The sequence below is a fragment of the Paenibacillus oralis genome, assembly GCF_003863965.1.
Classification (GTDB): Bacteria; Bacillota; Bacilli; order Paenibacillales; family Paenibacillaceae; genus Fontibacillus; species Fontibacillus oralis.
Genome location: NZ_RRCN01000001.1, coordinates 245965 through 265600, shown reverse-complemented (window position 1 = coordinate 265600; position 19636 = coordinate 245965). Strand labels below are relative to the sequence as shown.

13 protein-coding genes and 1 riboswitch are annotated in these 19636 nt (G+C 50.9%); of the genes, 11 read left to right on the top strand and 2 right to left on the bottom strand.

Annotated elements, in window-relative coordinates; genetic code table 11:
• The first annotated feature begins 270 nt into the window (after positions 1 to 270).
• Both EHV15_RS01200 and EHV15_RS01195 read left to right on the top strand, forming a co-directional pair.
• Positions 271 to 6195 (top strand): S-layer homology domain-containing protein, encoded by a 5925-nt coding sequence (locus tag EHV15_RS01200; protein WP_128629671.1) that lies wholly within the window; start codon positions 271 to 273, stop codon positions 6193 to 6195.
• 179 nt (positions 6196 to 6374) lie between these two features.
• Complete coding sequence (locus EHV15_RS01195; RefSeq protein WP_128629670.1) at positions 6375 to 7055, top strand: serine/threonine protein kinase; 681 nt, start codon at positions 6375 to 6377, stop codon at positions 7053 to 7055.
• A gap of 58 nt (positions 7056 to 7113) precedes the next feature.
• On the opposite strand, the gene EHV15_RS01190 is transcribed toward EHV15_RS01195, so the two are convergent.
• Together EHV15_RS01190 and EHV15_RS01185 are read right to left on the bottom strand one after the other, a co-directional pair.
• Positions 7114 to 7833 carry a response regulator gene (locus tag EHV15_RS01190; RefSeq protein WP_246061247.1) on the bottom strand — a complete coding sequence of 240 codons (720 nt, stop codon included), beginning with the start codon at positions 7831 to 7833 and terminating at the stop codon, positions 7114 to 7116.
• A complete protein-coding gene (locus EHV15_RS01185) occupies positions 7802 to 9355 on the bottom strand; it encodes an ATP-binding protein (RefSeq protein ID WP_128629669.1) in 1554 nt (517 codons plus the stop codon). The genes EHV15_RS01190 and EHV15_RS01185 overlap by 32 nt, the downstream gene beginning before the upstream one ends.
• Before the next feature lie 465 nt (positions 9356 to 9820).
• Positions 9821 to 9986, top strand: a riboswitch (cyclic di-AMP (ydaO/yuaA leader).
• Between the two features lie 107 nt (positions 9987 to 10093).
• Between EHV15_RS01185 and EHV15_RS01180 the strand changes: the two genes are divergently transcribed.
• The 9 genes from EHV15_RS01180 to EHV15_RS01135 all read left to right on the top strand — a co-directional run bounded on the left by EHV15_RS01180 (position 10094) and on the right by EHV15_RS01135 (position 19628).
• Complete coding sequence (locus tag EHV15_RS01180) at positions 10094 to 10498, top strand: hypothetical protein (protein ID WP_128629668.1); 405 nt, start codon at positions 10094 to 10096, stop codon at positions 10496 to 10498.
• Positions 10499 to 10624: 126 nt separating this feature from the next.
• On the top strand, positions 10625 to 10702 hold the full coding sequence (gene kdpF, locus EHV15_RS38165; RefSeq protein ID WP_128635115.1) for a K(+)-transporting ATPase subunit F: 78 nt from the start codon (positions 10625 to 10627) through the stop codon (positions 10700 to 10702).
• Positions 10703 to 10761: 59 nt separating this feature from the next.
• Positions 10762 to 12441: a potassium-transporting ATPase subunit KdpA gene (gene kdpA / locus EHV15_RS01170; RefSeq protein ID WP_128629667.1), complete on the top strand. Its 1680-nt coding sequence runs from the start codon at positions 10762 to 10764 to the stop codon at positions 12439 to 12441.
• A 24-nt stretch (positions 12442 to 12465) separates the two neighbouring features.
• Positions 12466 to 14499 (top strand): potassium-transporting ATPase subunit KdpB, encoded by a 2034-nt coding sequence (kdpB, locus tag EHV15_RS01165; RefSeq protein ID WP_128629666.1) that lies wholly within the window; start codon positions 12466 to 12468, stop codon positions 14497 to 14499.
• Positions 14500 to 14546: 47 nt separating this feature from the next.
• Positions 14547 to 15161, top strand: coding sequence for a potassium-transporting ATPase subunit KdpC (gene kdpC, locus EHV15_RS01160; protein ID WP_128629665.1), 615 nt, complete (start codon positions 14547 to 14549; stop codon positions 15159 to 15161).
• Positions 15162 to 15232: 71 nt separating this feature from the next.
• Positions 15233 to 17575 carry a histidine kinase gene (locus EHV15_RS01155; RefSeq protein ID WP_128629664.1) on the top strand — a complete coding sequence of 781 codons (2343 nt, stop codon included), beginning with the start codon at positions 15233 to 15235 and terminating at the stop codon, positions 17573 to 17575.
• Positions 17576 to 18149: 574 nt separating this feature from the next.
• Positions 18150 to 18569 (top strand): hypothetical protein, encoded by a 420-nt coding sequence (locus EHV15_RS01145; protein WP_128629663.1) that lies wholly within the window; start codon positions 18150 to 18152, stop codon positions 18567 to 18569.
• A 104-nt stretch (positions 18570 to 18673) separates the two neighbouring features.
• Positions 18674 to 19111 carry a GNAT family N-acetyltransferase gene (locus EHV15_RS01140; protein WP_128629662.1) on the top strand — a complete coding sequence of 146 codons (438 nt, stop codon included), beginning with the start codon at positions 18674 to 18676 and terminating at the stop codon, positions 19109 to 19111.
• 73 nt (positions 19112 to 19184) lie between these two features.
• Positions 19185 to 19628: a GNAT family N-acetyltransferase gene (locus tag EHV15_RS01135; protein WP_128629661.1), complete on the top strand. Its 444-nt coding sequence runs from the start codon at positions 19185 to 19187 to the stop codon at positions 19626 to 19628.
• The last annotated feature ends 8 nt before the right edge of the window (positions 19629 to 19636 follow it).

Sequence of the window (19636 nt, the reverse complement as noted above, 5' to 3'; positions counted from 1 at the left end):
AGCCGGTCAAGCACGCTTTTGCCAGCTATCCGGCCAGGCGAAATAAATAGCAGCGGTGTTTTTCTATTTATGTTGTAAATCTTCAGCGGTTAAGTCGATTTTGGTTCTGTGAAAGTTGCGCTATAAATTTCAGCGGAGCTGAACAATTCTATAATCAAGACGTTTTTCTTATTTCAATCTGTATATTTACAAAACCCATGAATACATTTCATATTCAGCTTACCTTTCGGCTTTAGTCTTTATTAGGATAAAGACAACAAGGAGGGGCTTATGAAAAAGAAGGTGATAGCCGCTATTTTAGCGTGCGGCATGCTGATGTCCAGCTTTAACTTTGCCGGTTTCATTGTACCGGCGAAGGCGGATTCATCAGAAGAAATGAACGTATTTATCTCTGAGATTTACCCGGATGACCAATCCAATCAGAATGTAATTGAGGGAGCGGGCAGTGCGGACCTGTTTGAGTATGTAGAGATCTACAATCATTCCGGGCAACCTCTGGCTTTCAATGACGAATATGCCATTCGATATAACTACAACAGCGGCGCCAAAAATCTGACGGTAACCGATACGGTATATGATGATCCGAATGCCGTCGTTATTCCGGCTGAAAGTCCAGCGGTACTGTGGGTGAAGCGGACAAGCTCATCCATTACCGGGGCGGCCGCCAATCTGACCGAAGCCGATTTCCGGCAGTATCATTCCGTGCCGGATGATGTGCCGGTTTATATGCTTAAGGGGCAGGACGGCCTGAACAATACGGACCGGGGCCTTCTCATTACCCGCAAAGGGGATGCCTCCGCGGTCATCAGTGAGTATTACTACACCGCCGATGATGTCGGTGACGGAAAGAGCGTGCATCTGCAGCTTCCTTCGAGCGGAACGGCGATGGTCCCGTTTGCCCGGGAAGCGGCTCCATCGGCCGGCCAGGTTGAGCCTGCGCAGCTCACGGCAACAAATAATCGCATTCCCGAAATCACGCATACGCCAATCGCAACGGCGGACCGTTCCCAGCCCTTAACCGTGACGGCCGGCGTGTACGATGAGGACGGGGATTCACTTACCGTCAAGCTGTACTACAAAACGGTGGCGAACGGTTCTTACAACGAACTGCTTATGGAAGACCGGGGGAACGGATTGTTTGCCGGCGAAATTCCTTCCGCTCGCCTTGGAGGGGACAAGCTGTATTATGTGCTGGAGGCGGGCGACGGCATCGGGTGGGCCAGATCTCCGGAGTATGAGACCGTGCTTACCGGAGAGGTGTCCGATGCGGATATTCCCCGCATTTTGATCACCGAGATCCTGCCGAATCCTGCCGGCGATTACCGGTGGGGAAGCGGGAACCAGTACGAGTATTTGGAGTTATACAATCATTCCGGGCAGACCCTTGATTTGAAAGATTATACACTATGGTACCTTTATCCTGGAACGACGGCTCCGAAGAAATGGGTCATTCCGCAGCACACAAGCATTGAGCCCTACAGCGCAGCCGTCATCTGGTTTGCCAAGGAAGCGGTGGCCAATGGCAAAGGCTATACCACAACCGCCGATTTCAACCTGCATTTCAACAGTACGTTATCTGACAGCGACATTATATTTTACGACAATTCGCAGTCTTCGGACTTCAATCTTCCGAATGCTACGCATCGCGGGCTGGCCCTGTCATCCCCGGACGCTCCGGACCAATACATAGTGGAGGCCTGGTATGATTCAACCAGCACCGGCAGCCCGGACCGTCTCGTAAACGATGTCCGGAATGCGGTGATCCGCTATGCGTATCCGCTAACCGGAACGGCCATGATGAGGTTGGATAACCGGATGTATGCCAATCCCGGCAGCATTGATCCGGGCCAGGTTCCGGTTGTGGCCGGTGTGGATATGGTCGCGCCTACGCTTCAACACGAGCAGACCGTATACAATCTGGGGAAAGGCCAGGCCTACTCCGTTGCGGTAACGAGCGACGAACCTTTGGCTTCCGCCGAAATCTTGTATGGAGCATCTGCAGAGGAGCCGACGCTGTTCACGGGCAAGCAGCCTCTTACGCTGACCGGAGAGGACGGCGGCAGGTATATCTATGAAGGCAGCCTGTCGTTCGATGAGCCGGGCGTCTACCGTTATATCATCGATGCCGCGGATGCCGGAGGCAACCGGACAAGAGTGCCTTATAATTCCAGAGGCGGAATGCTGACCGTAAATGAGGCCGGAATGGATACGGAGCTTCCGGACCCGGGCTTATCCATAAAGGGCGGAAGCATGCTGAAAGGAAAAGCTCCCTTCTATGCGTACGGACGTCAGGCTGCTGAAAATATCGAGGTCCTCTTTAACGGCCAGCCGGTGTCCTTGCGTAAAGCATTGCCGGGCAAGACCCAACTGGGGATGCAGACCCGAGGAGTCGATCAAATTTATCAGGCTTCGGTCAGCGCGCTGAACCCGGCAGGGGAGCCGAGCTTCTTCAGCCGCATTCTGCCGAAATACACCAATGACGCCTGGTCCATGTTCGACATGCCGGCGGATCTGTTTGTGACCGGTACTACGGTTTCAGTGCATACCGGCAACGAAAATGCGCCTTATCAATTAAAGGATCATGACAAGGTGTTCGGCAGCAACAATCATGATGACTTTGAAGTGAAAAATGTTCACCTGGTGCTGCCGGACGGCAGCGTTGTAAAGCCTGATAAGGTATTGAACTATTTGGGGAACCTGACGCAAACCACCGTGGATTACAGAGAAGATACGTATTACGGATTTGGGGACGCGGAGTACGGGAGCAATCCCAACAAACCGATGATCAGCGATTTTCATTTCCCGGTCCCGGACGACAAATTCACGGCCCGGTATGCCGAATTGGATACTGCGGCAGTCCAGGACGGAGTATATCCGTTAACGATGACGATTGACGGACAGGAAATCGCCGCGATTCAGGTTATGGTGGACAACACGTCGCCGGTTATCGAGGGAATCTCTTATGGTGACGGACAGCTGCTGGAAAACTCCATGTTTCTCAAAGGCCCGTTTACGCTTAATGTGCTGGCTTCGGACAATTTGAGCGGCGTCGGCAAAATGGAAGCGGAGCTTGACGGGAGAACCGTTGAATTGCCGTACGATTCCTCCTCGACGCTGCTGAGTGCAGGTGAGCACCGTCTGAAGGTAACCGTATACGATGGAGCGGGGAACACGGCTGTCCTGGAAAAATCGTTCCAAATCGAGGATGAGAAGCCTCTTGAACCCGGCCAGGTATCGCCGGCTGACTTTGCGGACAAAGTGCCAATGAATACCAGGCTTCGGGCCAATGTCAGCGATCCTGGCGGCGATGCCATGGATGTCCGCTTCCTTCAAGGGGATAAATATGATTTTGCCAGGCAGGATGGAATCAGCGGCTATACCGATGTTGCGGACCGTGAGCCCCCGTTGGTCCTGAACCCGGACGGCGAGGCTGAAATCGGAGCAGCCGAGGCCGGGAAAATTGCCTTTGCGGACGGAGAGTATCTCGTAACGGACACCGACTCCGGATTTCCGTACCACCGCTTTGAAATTGAACTGAAAGAAGAGGTTCAACCCGCAGACAAGGTGGAGGTCTACTGGCAGGGCCGTACCCTGCCCGGACGCATTGTAACCCTTTATGCCTGGGATTATGATGCGGGCAAGTGGACTCCGCTGAAATCGGAGACCGGACAGGACGCCGAGACCGATATCATCCTGACCGCCGAAATTGAGGCCGGACGGTATGTCCGTGACGGGCGTATTCAGGCACTGGTACAGGATGAGGTCAAGAGCGCGAACGATCCTTTTACGATGCTGTGGTTTACGGATACGCAGTATTATGCCGAATCCTACCCCGAAATTTTTGACAGGCTGGGGGACTGGATTTCCGAAGAGTATAAAAAGGGCACTTTTGCTTATGCCATTCATACGGGCGATATCGTCAACGTCGCGAATGATGAGCAGCAGTGGGCGGTAGCCGACCGCAACCTGAAAAAGCTGGATGATGCCGGTGTGCCGTACGGAGTGCTGGCGGGCAATCATGATGTCATCATCGACGGAGTCAATTACTCATACTTCGGTAAATATGTTGGAGCCGACCGGTATAAGGATAATCCTTGGTACGGCGGGGAAATGGACAACAACCGGAATCACTATGACCTGTTTTCGTTCGGCGGCCATGATTTTATTTTCCTTTACATCGGCTTTGGCTTGGAGGATACGCCGGAGACCGTGGCGTGGGCCAACGAAGTGCTGCAAAAGCATGCGGACCGGATTGCGATCGTCGGCATGCACGCTTATCTGGAATCCAACGGTACCTTATCCAATATGGCGCAAAATGTATTCGATCAGGTGATCGCGCCCAACAAAAATGTACAGCTTGTGCTGAGCGGACATTATCATGCGGCTAACCGGGTCGTAAAGACGGTGACGCATCCGGACGGGACAAGCAGACAAGTGATCGAGATGCTGGCGGACTATCAGGGAGGGCCAAACGGCGGCAACGGCTATGTCCGGCTTCTGAAGTTCGACCCGGCAGCGGGCACGCTTGATGTGGATACCTATTCGCCGTATCTGGATGACTACAATTTCTTCGATGATGCGACCGAGGACTTTACGGAGCCTTTTGCGTTCAGGGATATCCAAAAACGGGTGGCTACCGATTATTTTGCGGTTAATGTATATAAGGATAAGCTGATCGGGGAGCAAAAAGGAGTAGCCTCCGGCAGTGTTGCTTCCGTGCCGTGGAACGGGCTTGCGTCAGGAAAAACCTATAATTGGTACATGGACATTACGGACGAATACGGCGCCTCGACGCTCAGTCCTATTTACCGCTTTACAACAGCCAATAATGGAACCACACCAACGGTTCCGGGCGATAACAACGGAGATGATGACGATGACGATAATGATGACGACAGAGGAAACGGCGGTAGTGGAAAAGAAAATGACGGGAATGGTTCTGCAGGTACCGGCGGTGGCGTGAGCGTCAACCCGGGGAGCAATGTCAAGCCTGCTCCATCCGGTTCCGGCACGATCACGGCTCAAGCGGCGATCAGCGGAAACCAGGCTGTTGTCTCCATCACTGAAGAGGAGCTCAGCGCAGCCTTTTCCAACGTCAGCGCAGACAAGAGAGGAATTAAAAAAGTATCCGTTGTACTGGACGACAGCGGGAACCGTTTCGACGGCGAATTTATCACCCAGCTTCCGTCGGCCTTCTTCAACGAAACGGATGGACGGAGCCGGATTGAGGTTGTTACTCCGCATGCCCGCGTGGCTCTGCCCTCGGGGATGCTGAGCCGTACCGGTACGGCCGGTCCGATCGTGGAACTGGTTATTCGTCCCGGCGTTCCAGCCGGATTATTGTCGGAAATGCAGGGGCTGATCGGCGGCAGACCGGCCATCGGGCTTGCGCTGCGCATTGACGGCAAGGACGTTGACTGGCAGGGGAGCGTGACGGATGTTGCGGTGTCCGTTCCTTATGTCCCTGGTGAAGGAGAGCAGACCGGCGCCCTTGCGGTCTGGTCCATAGATGCGGGCGGCCCGGCAAAAGCGGTGCTGAACAGCCATTATAATGAAGATCAGCAGGCAGTTGTATTTCATACCGGCCGTCTGGGGCATTTTGTCCTTGGGGGCAAGACGGTATCCTATCAGGATGTGAGCCCTTCAAGCTGGTATGCCCAAGCCGTTAATTACCTGTCGGCAAGGGACGTAGTCAAAGGAAGTGGAGAAGGACGTTTTCTGCCGCGAAGCGACATTAGCCGTGCGGAGTTTCTCGTGATGACCATGAATGCTTTCGGGATGGAGCCGGCGGCAGGCGAGGCCGGAAGTAATTTTGCGGACGCCGGCGACCGGTATTATAGCCCGTACTTGGCGGCTGCCAAGAACATGGGACTGGTTAAGGGAACAGGGGATAACCGTTTCCGGCCGGAAGCGAAAATTACCCGTCAGGATATGGCTGTGATCCTTCACTCCATCATCGCAGCGGCGGGAACCGAGCTGTCGGCGGATAACCCAAGTACGGCACAGAGCTTTAGCGATGCCGGAGATATTGCCGATTATGCGCAGTCAGCCATCAACGATATGTTAGGAACCGGTCTGATGCAGGGAACCGGCGACGGCCGCCTATCTCCGCAGAGCTTTACGAACCGGGCGATGGCGGCGCAAGTCATTTATAATTATCTTATTAAAAGCAGAGAAGATATTTCATTAGAATAACTCTTTTCTAGTGGAAGAAACGCCCGCAGGTCTGCAGCTTGCGGGACGTTTCTTGTTTTCTGAGCGGCAGCGGCAAAACGGAATTACCGTATAGGCGGCGGGAACGTTGCAGCAAGCCGGTGTGAGAGTCATAATGGTGACATGGGATCCCGTTAGCGAAACTAAAGGAGTTGATGGTCATGAATTCGGATTGGAAACGAGCGGAGGAAGCATTAAGGCTTGTTGAGGTGGTAGGTCAAGAAAACAATAAGCCTGTTTCCGTTATCCGGTTTGCGGAAAATTTGCGCTGCATCGGTATCGGTACGGATGCTGCCGTGTTTTATGATCCAGACACTCCTGATTACGCCTATAAAGTGTATACCGCTCAGTCTTTAGAAAAGAAGGATGTTGAGGCAAGGATTTATGATCGGTTAAAAGGTTCGCGCTATTTTCCACGATGTTATGGTGTTGGTCCTAACTATTTGGTTTTAAGTTTAGAACAAGGAATGACGTTGTACGATTGTCTTCTGCACGGCGTGCCGGTTCCCGAGCAAGCAATCCAGGACGTGGAAGAAGCCCGTCAGTTCGTCCGAAGCCAAGGGCTGAACCCAAGGGATATTCATCTTAAGAACGTTCTCTTGCAAGAGGGGAGGGGAAAAGTCCTCGATGTTTCGGAATATATCAAAGAGGGCAACGACAACAGGTGGGAGCATTTGGTCTGGGCGTATCAGCACGTTTATCCGCTCATTTCCGGGGCGAAAGTTCCATTATGGATATTGGAAACCATAACCAACTGGTACAACCGGATCGATACGGCAACCTTCGGCATTGAAGACTTCGCTAAGCGAGTGAGTGGGCTATTCTTCGGAGAACGCAAATAAACCGGGGATCACATTTACAATATCGAAAAATAAGCTATTGATGCTTTTTTATGTGAGATTATTCCCCGGAAAGCAGGCGATATCCGATACCCGGTTCCGTAATAATTAATTTCGGTTGGGTCGAGTCTTCTTCCAGCTTCTTACGCAAATGTCCGATATAAATCCTCAGGTAGTGACTTTCTGACTCGTCATGATGGCTGCCCCATACTTCCTGAAGCAGTTGCCGCTGCGTTACGATCTTCCCGGCGTTCGAGGCGAGAACTTTTAGCAGGTCATATTCTGTCGGGGTCAATTTTACCCGTTCTCCATTCATTTCCACCATTCGCTGTGCCAGATCGATGGCTAGTCCACCAATCCGAAGAATAGGTTCGTTTGCCGATTTGGCTGCATGGCGCAGTGCCACACGAATTCTGGCCACCAGTTCTCCCATGCTGAACGGTTTGGTAACATAATCGTCGGCACCGCTGTCCAAGGCCACGATCTTGTCTTCTTCCCTGTCTTTGGCCGTCAGTACGATGATTGGCACGTTTGACCAGTCCCGTATGCGCTTCAACACATCCATCCCGGAGATATCCGGCAATCCGAGATCCAGCACGATCAGATCCGGATGAATCAATGAGGCTTGCAGTACTCCTTCCTCTCCCGTGGATGCTTCATGAATTGAAAACTGATGAGCCAGCAAAGTCACCGTCAGCAGTTTGCGAATTTGAGGTTCGTCATCGACAATTAATATGCGAGCTCCATGATTATTTATGGTTCTCCTCCTCCATTTCTTCAAAATGTACTCCGCGCTGCTTGCTTAGGGGAAGTGTAATTTTAATTACGGTCCCTTGCGGTTCATTCGGCTTCGCCGTTATGGTTCCATTGTGCAGTTCCACGATTCCCTTGCAAATGGCAAGTCCCAATCCCGTGCCCGTCACTTGCCTGGCGGTAGCGGAACGGTAAAATTTTTCGAAGATCCGGCTGTATTCGTCACCGGCAAGTCCGGTTCCCGTATCGGAAACAAGGAAGATAAGTTCGTCGTCCTCGGTTATTACAGATATGAGAATATCGCTGTAATCCGAACTATATTTGATCGCGTTGCTAACCACATTGACCAGCACCTGCTCGAGCAATACTTCATCACCCATTACCATAGGAACGGACGCCGGAAGGTCTACCCGCAGCTTTCGATGCTGTTGAAAATCTTTGACCTGAGCCAAGGTGACGCCGATCAGATCTTCTACATCACACCAATTTTTTCTAAGACGCAGCATGCCGCTTTCCAATTGCACCATGCTGAGCAGGTTTTTGACCAATCGATTCATACGGAGGGCACCGTCCCGAATGTTCAGGAGCAATTCCATGCGATCCTCTGAAGAAAAAAGAGAATTGCCTTCGATAAGGCTGGTTGCCGAGCCGATAATGGCTGCTAACGGAGTACGCAATTCATGAGAAACAGAATCTAGAATCGTTGTGCGAAGCCGTTCCGATTCAGCCGTCAAATGAGCGATTTTGGCTTCCTCCATCAGTTTCACGCGAGCTATAGCGCCGGCCGCCAAACCGCCCAGGGCGTCCAACATGCGTTGTTGCTCGGTTGTGAACCTGTTTTTCCGATCTTTCAGATTAAGCGCCAATACCCCATGCACGCGGTCCTCGGTTCTCAGCGGCAGGTAATAGCCTAAAGAGTCTCTCAAGGTATGGGTTCCATTTCCGACAGCTTCGCTGTGATCAAACGCCAGCTTCGCCATCACTTTTTCCGTTTCGCCTTGTCCCCAGTCGTTATGAACCGCGGTGCAGTGGGCTAACACGAGATTGTTCCGTTCATCCGGCAAATAAATCGCAATTTCCGTACCGATGGTTTGTGAAACTTGCCGGGAGACATTATTGAGCAGGGAATGAATGTCCGTGATATCGCTCATTTGCCGGCTAAGCACGTAGAGCGCGGCTGTATGCTCCTCCCTCTGCTTAGCGTATAGCAACTGCCGTTTCAGCTTTGCCGCCAGGCTGGCCGTTAACGCGGCTACTGCCAAATAAACGCCGAACGAGATCAGATAGCGCAAGTCCGCGATCGTAAAACTCAGAACCGGAGAAACGAAAAAGAAATCGAACGCCAGGACTCCCATCACTGCTGCATAAAGAGCGGGACGCAGTCCCCAGAAGACGGCACTCAAAAGCACGGGCAGCAAATAGAGAAGTGCTATATTGACTAAATCAAACGCTAGTCCGAACGGGTGCATGGCGGCGGTCATGAAAGCGATGAGCAAAGTGATGCTTACATAAGGCTTCCATAGTATCCACATCGATTTCAACTTATACATTTAACTACTCCTGTCCGTCTATATTCCCGTTTCTAACTATAGTTCAGGGTAATGTAAAAAAGAAATAAAATAAACCGTTCATAGGTGTAAAAATTCCGTAAAAATACATGAAAAGTCATATAATCATGAGTATTTGGGAGAAAAATGAAGGTCTATCATATTGAGAACGCTAACTTCTTCTTAAAATTCTTTATTTCAACGGATATTCAAACTACACCGTTTTACAATATTTTAGTCAAGGAGTATGATACAGTCCATGAATTGAATTGCTATTCGATTCTGTTATGGAGTTGCCGATTGAAAACGGGGAGTCAACGGACCGAGGCTTGTGTGAGAGCAAGCGATCGGAACCGTTAGGGACGAATGTCATTCGCTCATGGCTCATTCGGCGAAGACGGGCGCCTCTCACCGCCCGAATCTCACAGCTAACCGTAATCAAGCGAAAGTAGGCTTTTTGAAGGATGATTTCTTAAAACGCTGAATCCTTGAAAGACACAAGGAACGGGGGAACCAATGGAAGCCGTTAGCCGGCTTCATGGGGTGAATCACCCGGCACTTTCAAATGCCGGGTGTAGGGCGACTCTCGCGCCCGAATCCGGCAGCTAACCTCGTAAGCGTGTGGAGAGGCAACATTTTGTCGCGGGCCGGTCAGGATGACTGCAAGAAGCCGCGGAAAAGGTTCCTCTTTTCCAAGGCTTCTTTTTTGTTGCCTTTTTCCTTGATCCGGGGGAGGAGTGTATGGAGAAGAGTCGTATTTTAGTGGCCGCTTCAAATAAAGCGGGGAGAAACTTCGTTCAATTGCTGCTGTATCGAAAAGTCCCGGTAGTGGCCCTAACCAATAACAAAAGGGAAGAAAAGCTGCTGAAGGAAATGGGAGTAGATGAGATTTTGCGCGTAAATACTGCCCGTATTAAAGGGAGTGGGGTGCCTGCATTTCCGATCGGGCGCGTATTTATTTTTGAGACCAGCTTGCCGCTGAGCTGCCAGTATTTGCAATTCATTGCCCGATGGCCCTGCAAAGCGGTAACTGTCGTGACGACGGCGTGGTACCCGGATACGATTTATAAAAGTCTCGGTGCTTCGTATGTAGTTCACACAAAAAACGGGGAAGTCGGGTTTTTGCTCAGTGACCTGACTGAATAACCATTTGAGGAGTGTCGTGATGCTGGATATTTGGATGGGACTAACATTGACCGCCGCCTTCGCGCTTATAGTTGGATTTGTCATTTGGTGCGGTAAAACGTTAGAGGATACGGGAGGCGAACGCGAATGACCATCGTGTTGATTTTTACGTTTGCATTGCTGATCTATCTAATCTATGCGTTGCTTCATCCAGAAAAGTTTTAACGAGTTTTGTTTATAGTGCAAGTTCAAAAAGTCAACCTCTAACAGTGGGAGGAACGGTCATGGATATATTGCAAATCGTAATTGTGATCGGTATTTTGATGCTGATCGCCAAACCGCTCGGTAATTATTTGTATCACGTTTTCTCTAACGAACCCAATCGCACGGATAAAATATTCGGCTGGGCCGAGAAGCCCATTTATGCGGTCATCGGGCCTGCGCATCGCACGGGCATGAGCTGGAAGCAGTACGCGATCAGCTTTATCGCAACCAACCTTGTGCTCGTCGCGGTAAGTTATTTGCTGCTGCGGGTGCAGAGCAGCTTGCCGTTGAATCCGAACGATATCGGCAATATGGAGCCGACGCTGGTGATGAACACGGTGATCAGCTTCATTACGAATACAAACCTGCAGCATTACAGCGGCGAGACGGGGCTGACGTACTTCTCGCAAATGGCCGTGATCATGATGATGATGTTTACGTCGGCGGCTACGGGCCTTTCGGTCGCAGTAGCGTTTGTCCGGGGCATTACGAGCAAAGGCAAGAGCTTAGGCAATTTCTTTGAGGATTTCGTCAAGGCGCATACGCGGATTTTCTTCCCGCTGGCGTTGATCGTCACGCTCGTGCTTGTTGCGCTGCAGGTGCCGCAGACGCTGGATCCTACGCTGACGGTAACGACGCTGGAAGGCGCGAATCAGCAGATTGCGATCGGGCCTGTCGCTTCGCTGGAGTCGATCAAGCATCTGGGCACCAACGGCGGCGGCTTCTTTGGCGCCAACTCGGCCCATCCGTTTGAGAATCCGAACCCGCTGACCAATGTGATCGAGATCCTGTCGATGTGGTCATTGTCCGCGGCGCTGCCCTTCATGTACGGCAGATTCGCGAAGAGCCGCAAGCAGGGGTGGGTTATATTTTCAGCGATGATGGTCTTGTTTCTTGTGTTTCTTACCGTTGCCTACACTGCCGAGAAGAGCGGCAATCCGGCGCTGAACGCGCTTGGCATCGATGCTTCGCAGGGCAGCATGGAAGGGAAAGAGGTGCGCTTCGGCATCGCTCAATCCGCGCTGTTCACTACCGTGACGACGGCGGCGACGACCGGCACGGTCAACAATATGCACGATACGCTGACTCCGCTCGGCGGTCTGGTGCCGCTGGCGGAGATGATGCTGAACGTCGTATTCGGCGGAAAAGGCGTCGGACTAGTCAATATGCTGATGTACGCCATACTCGCCGTGTTTATCTGCGGATTAATGGTCGGCCGTACGCCGGAGTTCCTTGGCCGCAAGATCGAGCCGCGCGAGATGAAGCTGATCGCGATTGCGATTCTGGCGCACCCGTTTATTATCCTGGCGCCGTCGGCGATCGCCTTCCTGACCGATCTCGGCAAGGGAGCGATTACGAATCCCGGCTTCCACGGCATCACGCAGGTGCTGTACGAATATACGTCGGCGGCCGCAAACAATGGCTCCGGCTTCGAGGGGCTGGCGGACAATACACCGTTTTGGAACATGACGACCGGCCTGGTGATGTTTTTCGGACGGTATATATCGATGATCGCGATGCTTGCCGTTGCCGGATCGTTGACGCGCAAGCAATGGGTGCCGGAGACGATCGGCACGTTCCGTACGGACAATGCGCTGTTCACCGTCCTGCTGATCGGCACCGTCATTTTGATCGGGGCGCTGACTTTCCTGCCGGTGATTGCCCTGGGGCCAGTCGCTGAGCATCTGACGATTCGTTAAGTAAGAAAATGGGGTGAAGTTGCCATGAACGATAAACGTAAAAAAAGCATGTTTTCCGGTCTGCTTATTGCACAAGCTTTGAAGGCGAGCGTGATCAAGCTGAATCCGGCCGTTATGATGAAAAATCCGGTGATGTTCGTCGTTGAGGTTGGCACGGTCATCGTACTGCTGATGACGGTGTTTCCCGGTTACTTCGATGCGGAGGACCGCATCGGCTTTAATCTCACCGTGTTTGTGATCTTGTTGTTTACGGTACTGTTCGCCAATTTCGCCGAAGCCTTGGCGGAGGGCAGAGGCAAGGCGCAAGCCGATACGTTGAAGCGGACGAAGAAAGAAATTACCGCGAACAAAGTGGTTGGCAATGGCGTTAAAACCGTGCCTTCAACGGAGCTGCGCAAGGGGGATATCGTCGCCGTTTCCCAAGGGGAGATGATTCCTGGCGACGGCGAAGTGATTGAAGGGCTCGCCTCCGTCGACGAGTCGGCGATTACCGGCGAATCGGCGCCGGTGATCAAGGAAGCGGGCGGCGATTTCAATTCGGTCACGGGCGGAACGCGCGTCATTAGCGACCGTATTAAGGTGAGAATTACCAGCGATCCCGGTGAGACGTTTATCGACCGGATGATCACGCTTGTCGAAGGCGCGAAACGGCAGAAAACGCCGAATGAAATTGCGCTTAATACGCTGTTGATCAGTCTGACGCTTATTTTTCTGATCGTCGTCGTGACGCTTGGACCGATCGCTTCTTATGTGGATATTGATTTGGAAATCCCGGTACTCATCGCCTTGCTTGTTTGTTTGATCCCGACAACGATCGGGGGCCTGCTGTCGGCCATCGGCATTGCCGGCATGGACCGGGTGACGCAGTTCAATGTGCTGGCGATGTCCGGTAAAGCGGTTGAGGCTGCGGGTGATATCAACACGATGATTCTCGACAAAACCGGAACGATTACCTTCGGGAACCGGATGGCCAGCGAAATCATACCGGTTGGAGGCGCCGGCATCGATGAGGCGGCTGCCTGGGCGGCGGTATCTTCGGTTCAGGACGAAACCCCGGAAGGCCGCTCGGTACTGGAATGGATGAAGAAAAACGGGAAGTCCTATGACGCTTCGCTCGGCGAGGGTGGCAGCTTTGTTGAATTCAAGGCGGAGACGCGGATGAGCGGCGTCGATCTGAAGGACGGACGCCAAGTGCGCAAAGGGGCGGTTGACGCCATCCGTAAATGGGTGGCTTCACAAGGCGGGTTGATTCCGGAGGAGTTGGAGAAACAGGCCCATCGCGTCGCCTCGGAGGGCGGAACCCCATTGGCCGTGGCGGTCGATAAACAGGTATTCGGCATCATTTATTTGAAGGACACGGTGAAGCCCGGCATGCGGGAACGGTTCGATCAACTGCGCGCGATGGGCATCAAGACGATCATGTGCACCGGCGACAATCCGCTGACGGCAGCGACCATCGCCCGGGAGGCGGGCGTCGATGATTTTATCGCCGAGAGCAAGCCGGAGGATAAAATCGCCGTGATCCGCCGCGAGCAGGCCGAAGGCAAGCTGGTCGCGATGACCGGCGACGGCACGAACGATGCGCCGGCATTGGCGCAAGCGGATGTCGGGCTGGCGATGAACAGCGGCACGACGGCGGCTAAGGAAGCGGCCAATATGGTCGATCTCGATTCCGACCCGTCGAAGATTATCGAGGTGGTGGCGATCGGCAAGCAGCTGCTCATGACGCGCGGCGCCCTAACCACGTTTAGCATCGCCAACGACATCGCCAAATATTTTGCGATCATTCCGGCGATGTTCATGCTGGCCATTCCGGAAATGGAAGCCTTGAACATCATGAAGCTCGGCTCGCCGCTTTCGGCGGTGCTTTCGGCTTTGATCTTTAACGCCATGATCATCCCGCTGCTGATTCCGCTGGCGATGAAGGGCGTCGCCTACCGGCCGATGAGCGCCTCGCGCCTGCTTAGCCGCAACTTGCTCGTATACGGCTTAGGCGGCGTTGTTGCCCCGTTCATTGGCATCAAGTTGATTGATTTGCTCGTTCATTTGTGGATTTAAGATGGCTTTTTGAACAATATCTTTAATGAAGAAAGAAGGAACCGGCTATGAGTAATATTGCGCAAGAGGGGCGGGACGGGCGCTCCGGGGGAGCGGTTTTCTGGATTGCCCTGCGCACCAGTCTATTGTTCATCATCCTATGCGGTATCGTATATCCGCTCGTCAGCACAGGCCTCGCGCAACTGCTGTTCCCTCATCAGGCGAATGGCAGTTTATTAAAAGATAAGGACGGCAACGTGGTCGGCTCCGAATTGATCGGACAGCCGTTCACCGGCTCAAGTTATTTTCAGGGGCGCGTATCGAGCATCGATTACAAGGCGGAGGCGTCTGGTTCCAACAACTACGCGCCTTCCAATCCGGATATGCTTGCGCGTACGCAAGCGTCCATCGAGCAATGGCACCGGGACAACCCGGATGTACCGATCGATCGATTGCCGATTGCCCTCGTTACCAACTCGGGCTCGGGACTTGATCCGCACATTACTCCGCAATCGGCGCTGGTGCAGGTGCCGCGAATCAGCAAGCTAACCGGCATTTCCGCGGCTGACCTGGAAACGCTGGTAGGCGAATATACGGAGAATCGCGACCTGGGAGTATTCGGCGATAGACGGGTCAACGTGCTGAAACTTAATTTGGCTTTGAAAGAGATGCTGGGGAAATAACGATATAACAGGGGATGGGATGAACCGATAGTGGAGCGATCGTTGACCCCATCGCGGGAGGTGGCCAATGAGTGACCGAGTTTAGGCGAAAAACGCCGGAAGAAATTTTACGATCGATTTCGCAGCTGCGGAAGGGACGGCTCAAAATTATTATTGGCCCGGTTAGCGGTTCGGGCAAAACGTATCATATGCTGAACGAAGGCAATCTGTTAAAACAGCAGGGGATCGATGTGATCATTTGCGCGATATCGACCATGCAGCGATCGGAGACCGCGCAACAAACGATGGAGCTGGAGCGTGTGCAGAGCATCCACTGGTGGAAGGAAGGCAAGGAGTACAAAGATTTGCCGCTTGAAGCGATTTTAGCCCGCAATCCGGAGGTGCTGCTGGTTGACGGCCTCGCTCATCGCAACCGTAAGGGAGCGAAGTTTAAGACGCGCCTGGAAGATATTCGCTACTTGATGGAGCGCGGGATCAGCATTATTACGACGATTAACGTATATGAGTTGGATGGAGTGGACGAGATTGTTTTTAAGCGGACGGGAATTCGGGCGGAAGAAACGGTGCCTTCTGACACGCTGGAACTGGCTGATGAAGTGCGGCTTATCGATGTTTCGCCGGAGACGATGTTGAAGCGAATCGATGAAGGGGTGCTTGGCGATCAAACGTTTCCGGCGATGGCCCGGCGCGGCAATCTCGGCATCTTGCGGGAAATTTCGCTGCGGCTGATGGCGGAAGGGGTTAACGATTCGCTCGAGAAGCATCGCGAGGAGCTCGGGTTGGTCGGTCCGTCGGGTGCGGCGGAGCGGATCCTTGTTTCGGCGCAATATCACTGGAACGGATCGCTTTATGTGCGCAGAGGGCAGCAAATCGCCAAACGGTTGAATGGCGACTTGATTGTAGTTACGTTCGTTTTGTCTAGACGGAAATTATCGAAGGATCAGCAGATGTTCAAGCGTTCGCTCCGGAAGCTGGCGGAGAAGATAGACGCCGGATTCGAAGAGCTTCCACTTCCGCATCTGCGCAAGCTTCCGTCCATGCTCGTACGTTATGCCATTCAAAATAACGTCACCCGAATTGTGATGGGGCATTCCCAGAAAAGCCGCTGGCAGGAGCGCTGGCAAGGTTCAATTGCAGGCAGGGTGCTTAGAAAAATGCGGAATGTGGACGTGTTTTTAATGGCGGATCGCGCTAAGCATGAGGGAGAGAGGGTACTGCCGATCAAACCGAAATCAAGCGGCGGGACAGAGCCGTTCCGCAGACTTAGCTCCAAAGAAATAGAGAGGAAAATTGAAACGATCCGCCGCGGCACGTTTAAAATATATATCGGTGCTGCTCCAGGTGTAGGCAAGACCTATAAAATGCTGCAAGAAGGTAATCGTTTGCAATGCAAAGGAATCGATGTCGTAATCGGTTTATTGGAGACGCACGGCAGAAAAGAAACAGCGGAACAAATAGGTGAATTGCCGCTTATTCCAAGGGCGAAAATCGCTTATCAGTCGGCGCAATTGGAGGAGATGGACACGGAAGCCGTTATCGCCCGTCATCCCGAAGTCGTGCTGGTCGATGAACTCGCGCATACGAACGTGCCGGGCAGCCGCAACAAGAAAAGATACGAGGATGTCATCCGTTTACTGGAAAGCGGTATTTCCGTAATATCTACGCTTAACGTGCAACACCTAGAAAGCCTGAATGACGCGGTGGAGCAATTGACCGGCGTCCGCGTGCGGGAGACGGTGCCGGATGCGATACTGAAAATGGCGGATGAAGTTGAACTGATCGATGTGACGCCGCAAATGTTGCAACAACGCATGCGGGAAGGGAAGATTTATGCTTTTGAAAAAGTGGATCAGGCGCTGGGTTCGTTTTTTAAAATCGGCAATTTGATTGCCTTGCGTGAACTGGCGCTCCGGGAAATTGCCGACGATGTAGATGAACGTTTAGAATCATGGGATCGCAATACCTCACAGCGCGGACCACGGCATAGGCAGGAGGTCATCTTCGTCTGTGTAAACACTGGCCCGAGAGCTGAACGGTTAATTCGCCGCGGCTTCCGCATCGCTCACCGGCTCAAGGCGGAATGGTACGTCCATTATGTACATCGTGGTGCGGCCATATCCAATACCGATGCCAAGAGGTTGGATACCTTACGCCAATTATGCGAAAGACTCGGTGGAAAGATGGAGGTGTCTGAGCTTGGGAGCTATAGGAATATCGGTGAAGCGTTACTGCAACGAATGGGTGAAGTGCGCGCCACCCAACTGATCATCGGGCAATCCCGCAGGCCCTTATGGTATTCGCTGGTTCAGGAAACGGTTGTTCATTTCATGCTTCGCCGTGCCCGCTGGATCGATATGTTGATCGTGGCTGATTTTGATCGGGCGGTTTCCGAGGAAGGGCTGCAATCGATTTGATCAATATTTACCGACAATCCGTTTCCGGAACAATGGGTTTTATTAGAAGCTATAGAAGCTCATTCAATCGATGGAAGAAATCGAGAACTTTATGTGGCACATACAAGTAAGATGGAATTAGAGATTATTGAGCGTCAGTGGCAGATGTTCGTGAATACAACAACATTATATGACAGGGATAGAAGATAAAAAGAAGAGGGGCCGCAAGGCCCCTAATTCATTTAAATATGTAGCTTTAATTGAAAAAAATGATTTTGAGAGATAATATTATGAGCATAGGAGGGAGTTTGTTTGATTAAATGTGTGTGATACATTTGAGTGAAAACTATCGGATTTAATTGAATATACGCCTGATAACTGAAAACATTAATCGATGTGGAGGTAACTCGCAGAAGGACCCCGTCGTAGCACAATGCATCTAGCTGTGGAGCATTCGCCTCATAGTTGTCGGATGTGAAAGCAAAGAAGAATATTCAGACAACACACGACCCGACCTAAGATAGGCACTATCTAAGGCCGGGTCGTGTCGTAGATGCGGGAACGTGATGTGAAATTCCTGCAATGGGAGTGAAAAATGAAAAAAATAATCTTTTTATTATCAGCAATCTTTATTATTTCTAATGTCGTTTGGGGTTTTATGTATTTTAAGAGGATCGATCCACCGTCAAATATTGTTGTTCAAGTGTACAATCTTAATGGTACGGGTGAAGTGTGGGACATTACTGATTACAAAATAATAGTTTCGCCCAATAAAATTTTACGAGGACATGGAAAGTTAGCATACAAAGGTGATCCAAAGAATGTTGAGAATAGCACCTATTATAAATTTGAAATTAAAAAAATAAATCCTTATGGCAAGGACGAAACAGTTTTTGTGAATGAAGCAAGTTCGGAAGCTGGACCAGTAGGTCTTCTAGATAATCTTGATGATATAGGTTTACATGGAACGATAATGAAGGCGAGTTCTATTCTGAAACAATCAATCTTTATATAGATAGTACGATTCCCCTTGATTGATCAGAAATTATTAGAATCGGTTTGCCTCGGTGCTAAAAGGTCCGGTTCGCAAAATGTTTATTGAAAAAGGAGCGATGCTTAATGCAATATTTTATCAGAAGAGCAGAGCTAAAGGATATTGAATACTTGTCAGATCTTTTTCATGATTTTATTGGCAAAGACTCTAATAAAGACAAGATGAAAAAACAGTTAAAAACAATTAATGAGAACTCAAATTACTTTGTTGCTGTTGCCGATAACAGTAATAAAGTGATTGGAACTGCAATGGGAGTAATTTGTTATGACTTAGTAGGAGAATGCGGCACATTCATGTTAGTAGAGAATGTAGTCGTTGCCCCTGATTATCAGGGTTATGGCGTTGGCAAGGCTCTTATGAATTGCTTAGAAAGCTTTGGGGCAGACAATCAATGTAAATATGTAATTCTTGTATCTGAGAGTGAACGTGAAGGCTCACATGAATTTTATAAAGCCATTGGATATACTACCGACCAAAAAGGATTTAAGAAGAAATTAAAGTAATGATGAAGATATCAAAGAAGACGTTAGATGAACCTCCGAGATTATGCGGTATTGAAAGCTGAGGTGCAATGAAGTGACCATATGTAGATTAATCCATGAAGATGAATTAGAAGACCTTTTATTGCTATATAGCTTTTTACAGCCTTCGGATCCTGTGTTAGAGAGAAATCAGGCGTTATTCGATCACTGGCGGGAAATGTTGGAAGATAAGAATATGAATATTCTTGTAGTTGAACATAATGGGAGAATTGTAGCGTCTTGCGTCCTGGTTATAATAAAGAATTTGACTAGAAGTGCAAGGCCTTATGGTCTAATCGAAAATGTCGTGACGCATGAAGAGTATAGACGAAATGGATTCGGTCTGGTGGTGTTGGGAAAGGCTAAAGAAATTGCAAAAGAAATGAACTGCTATAAAGTGATGTTAATGACCAGTTCTCAGAAGGATGAGGTACATAAATTTTATGAAAAGGCAGGTTTTATAAAAGGTAAGAAAACGGGATTTATAATAAATATGTAATAAACGAA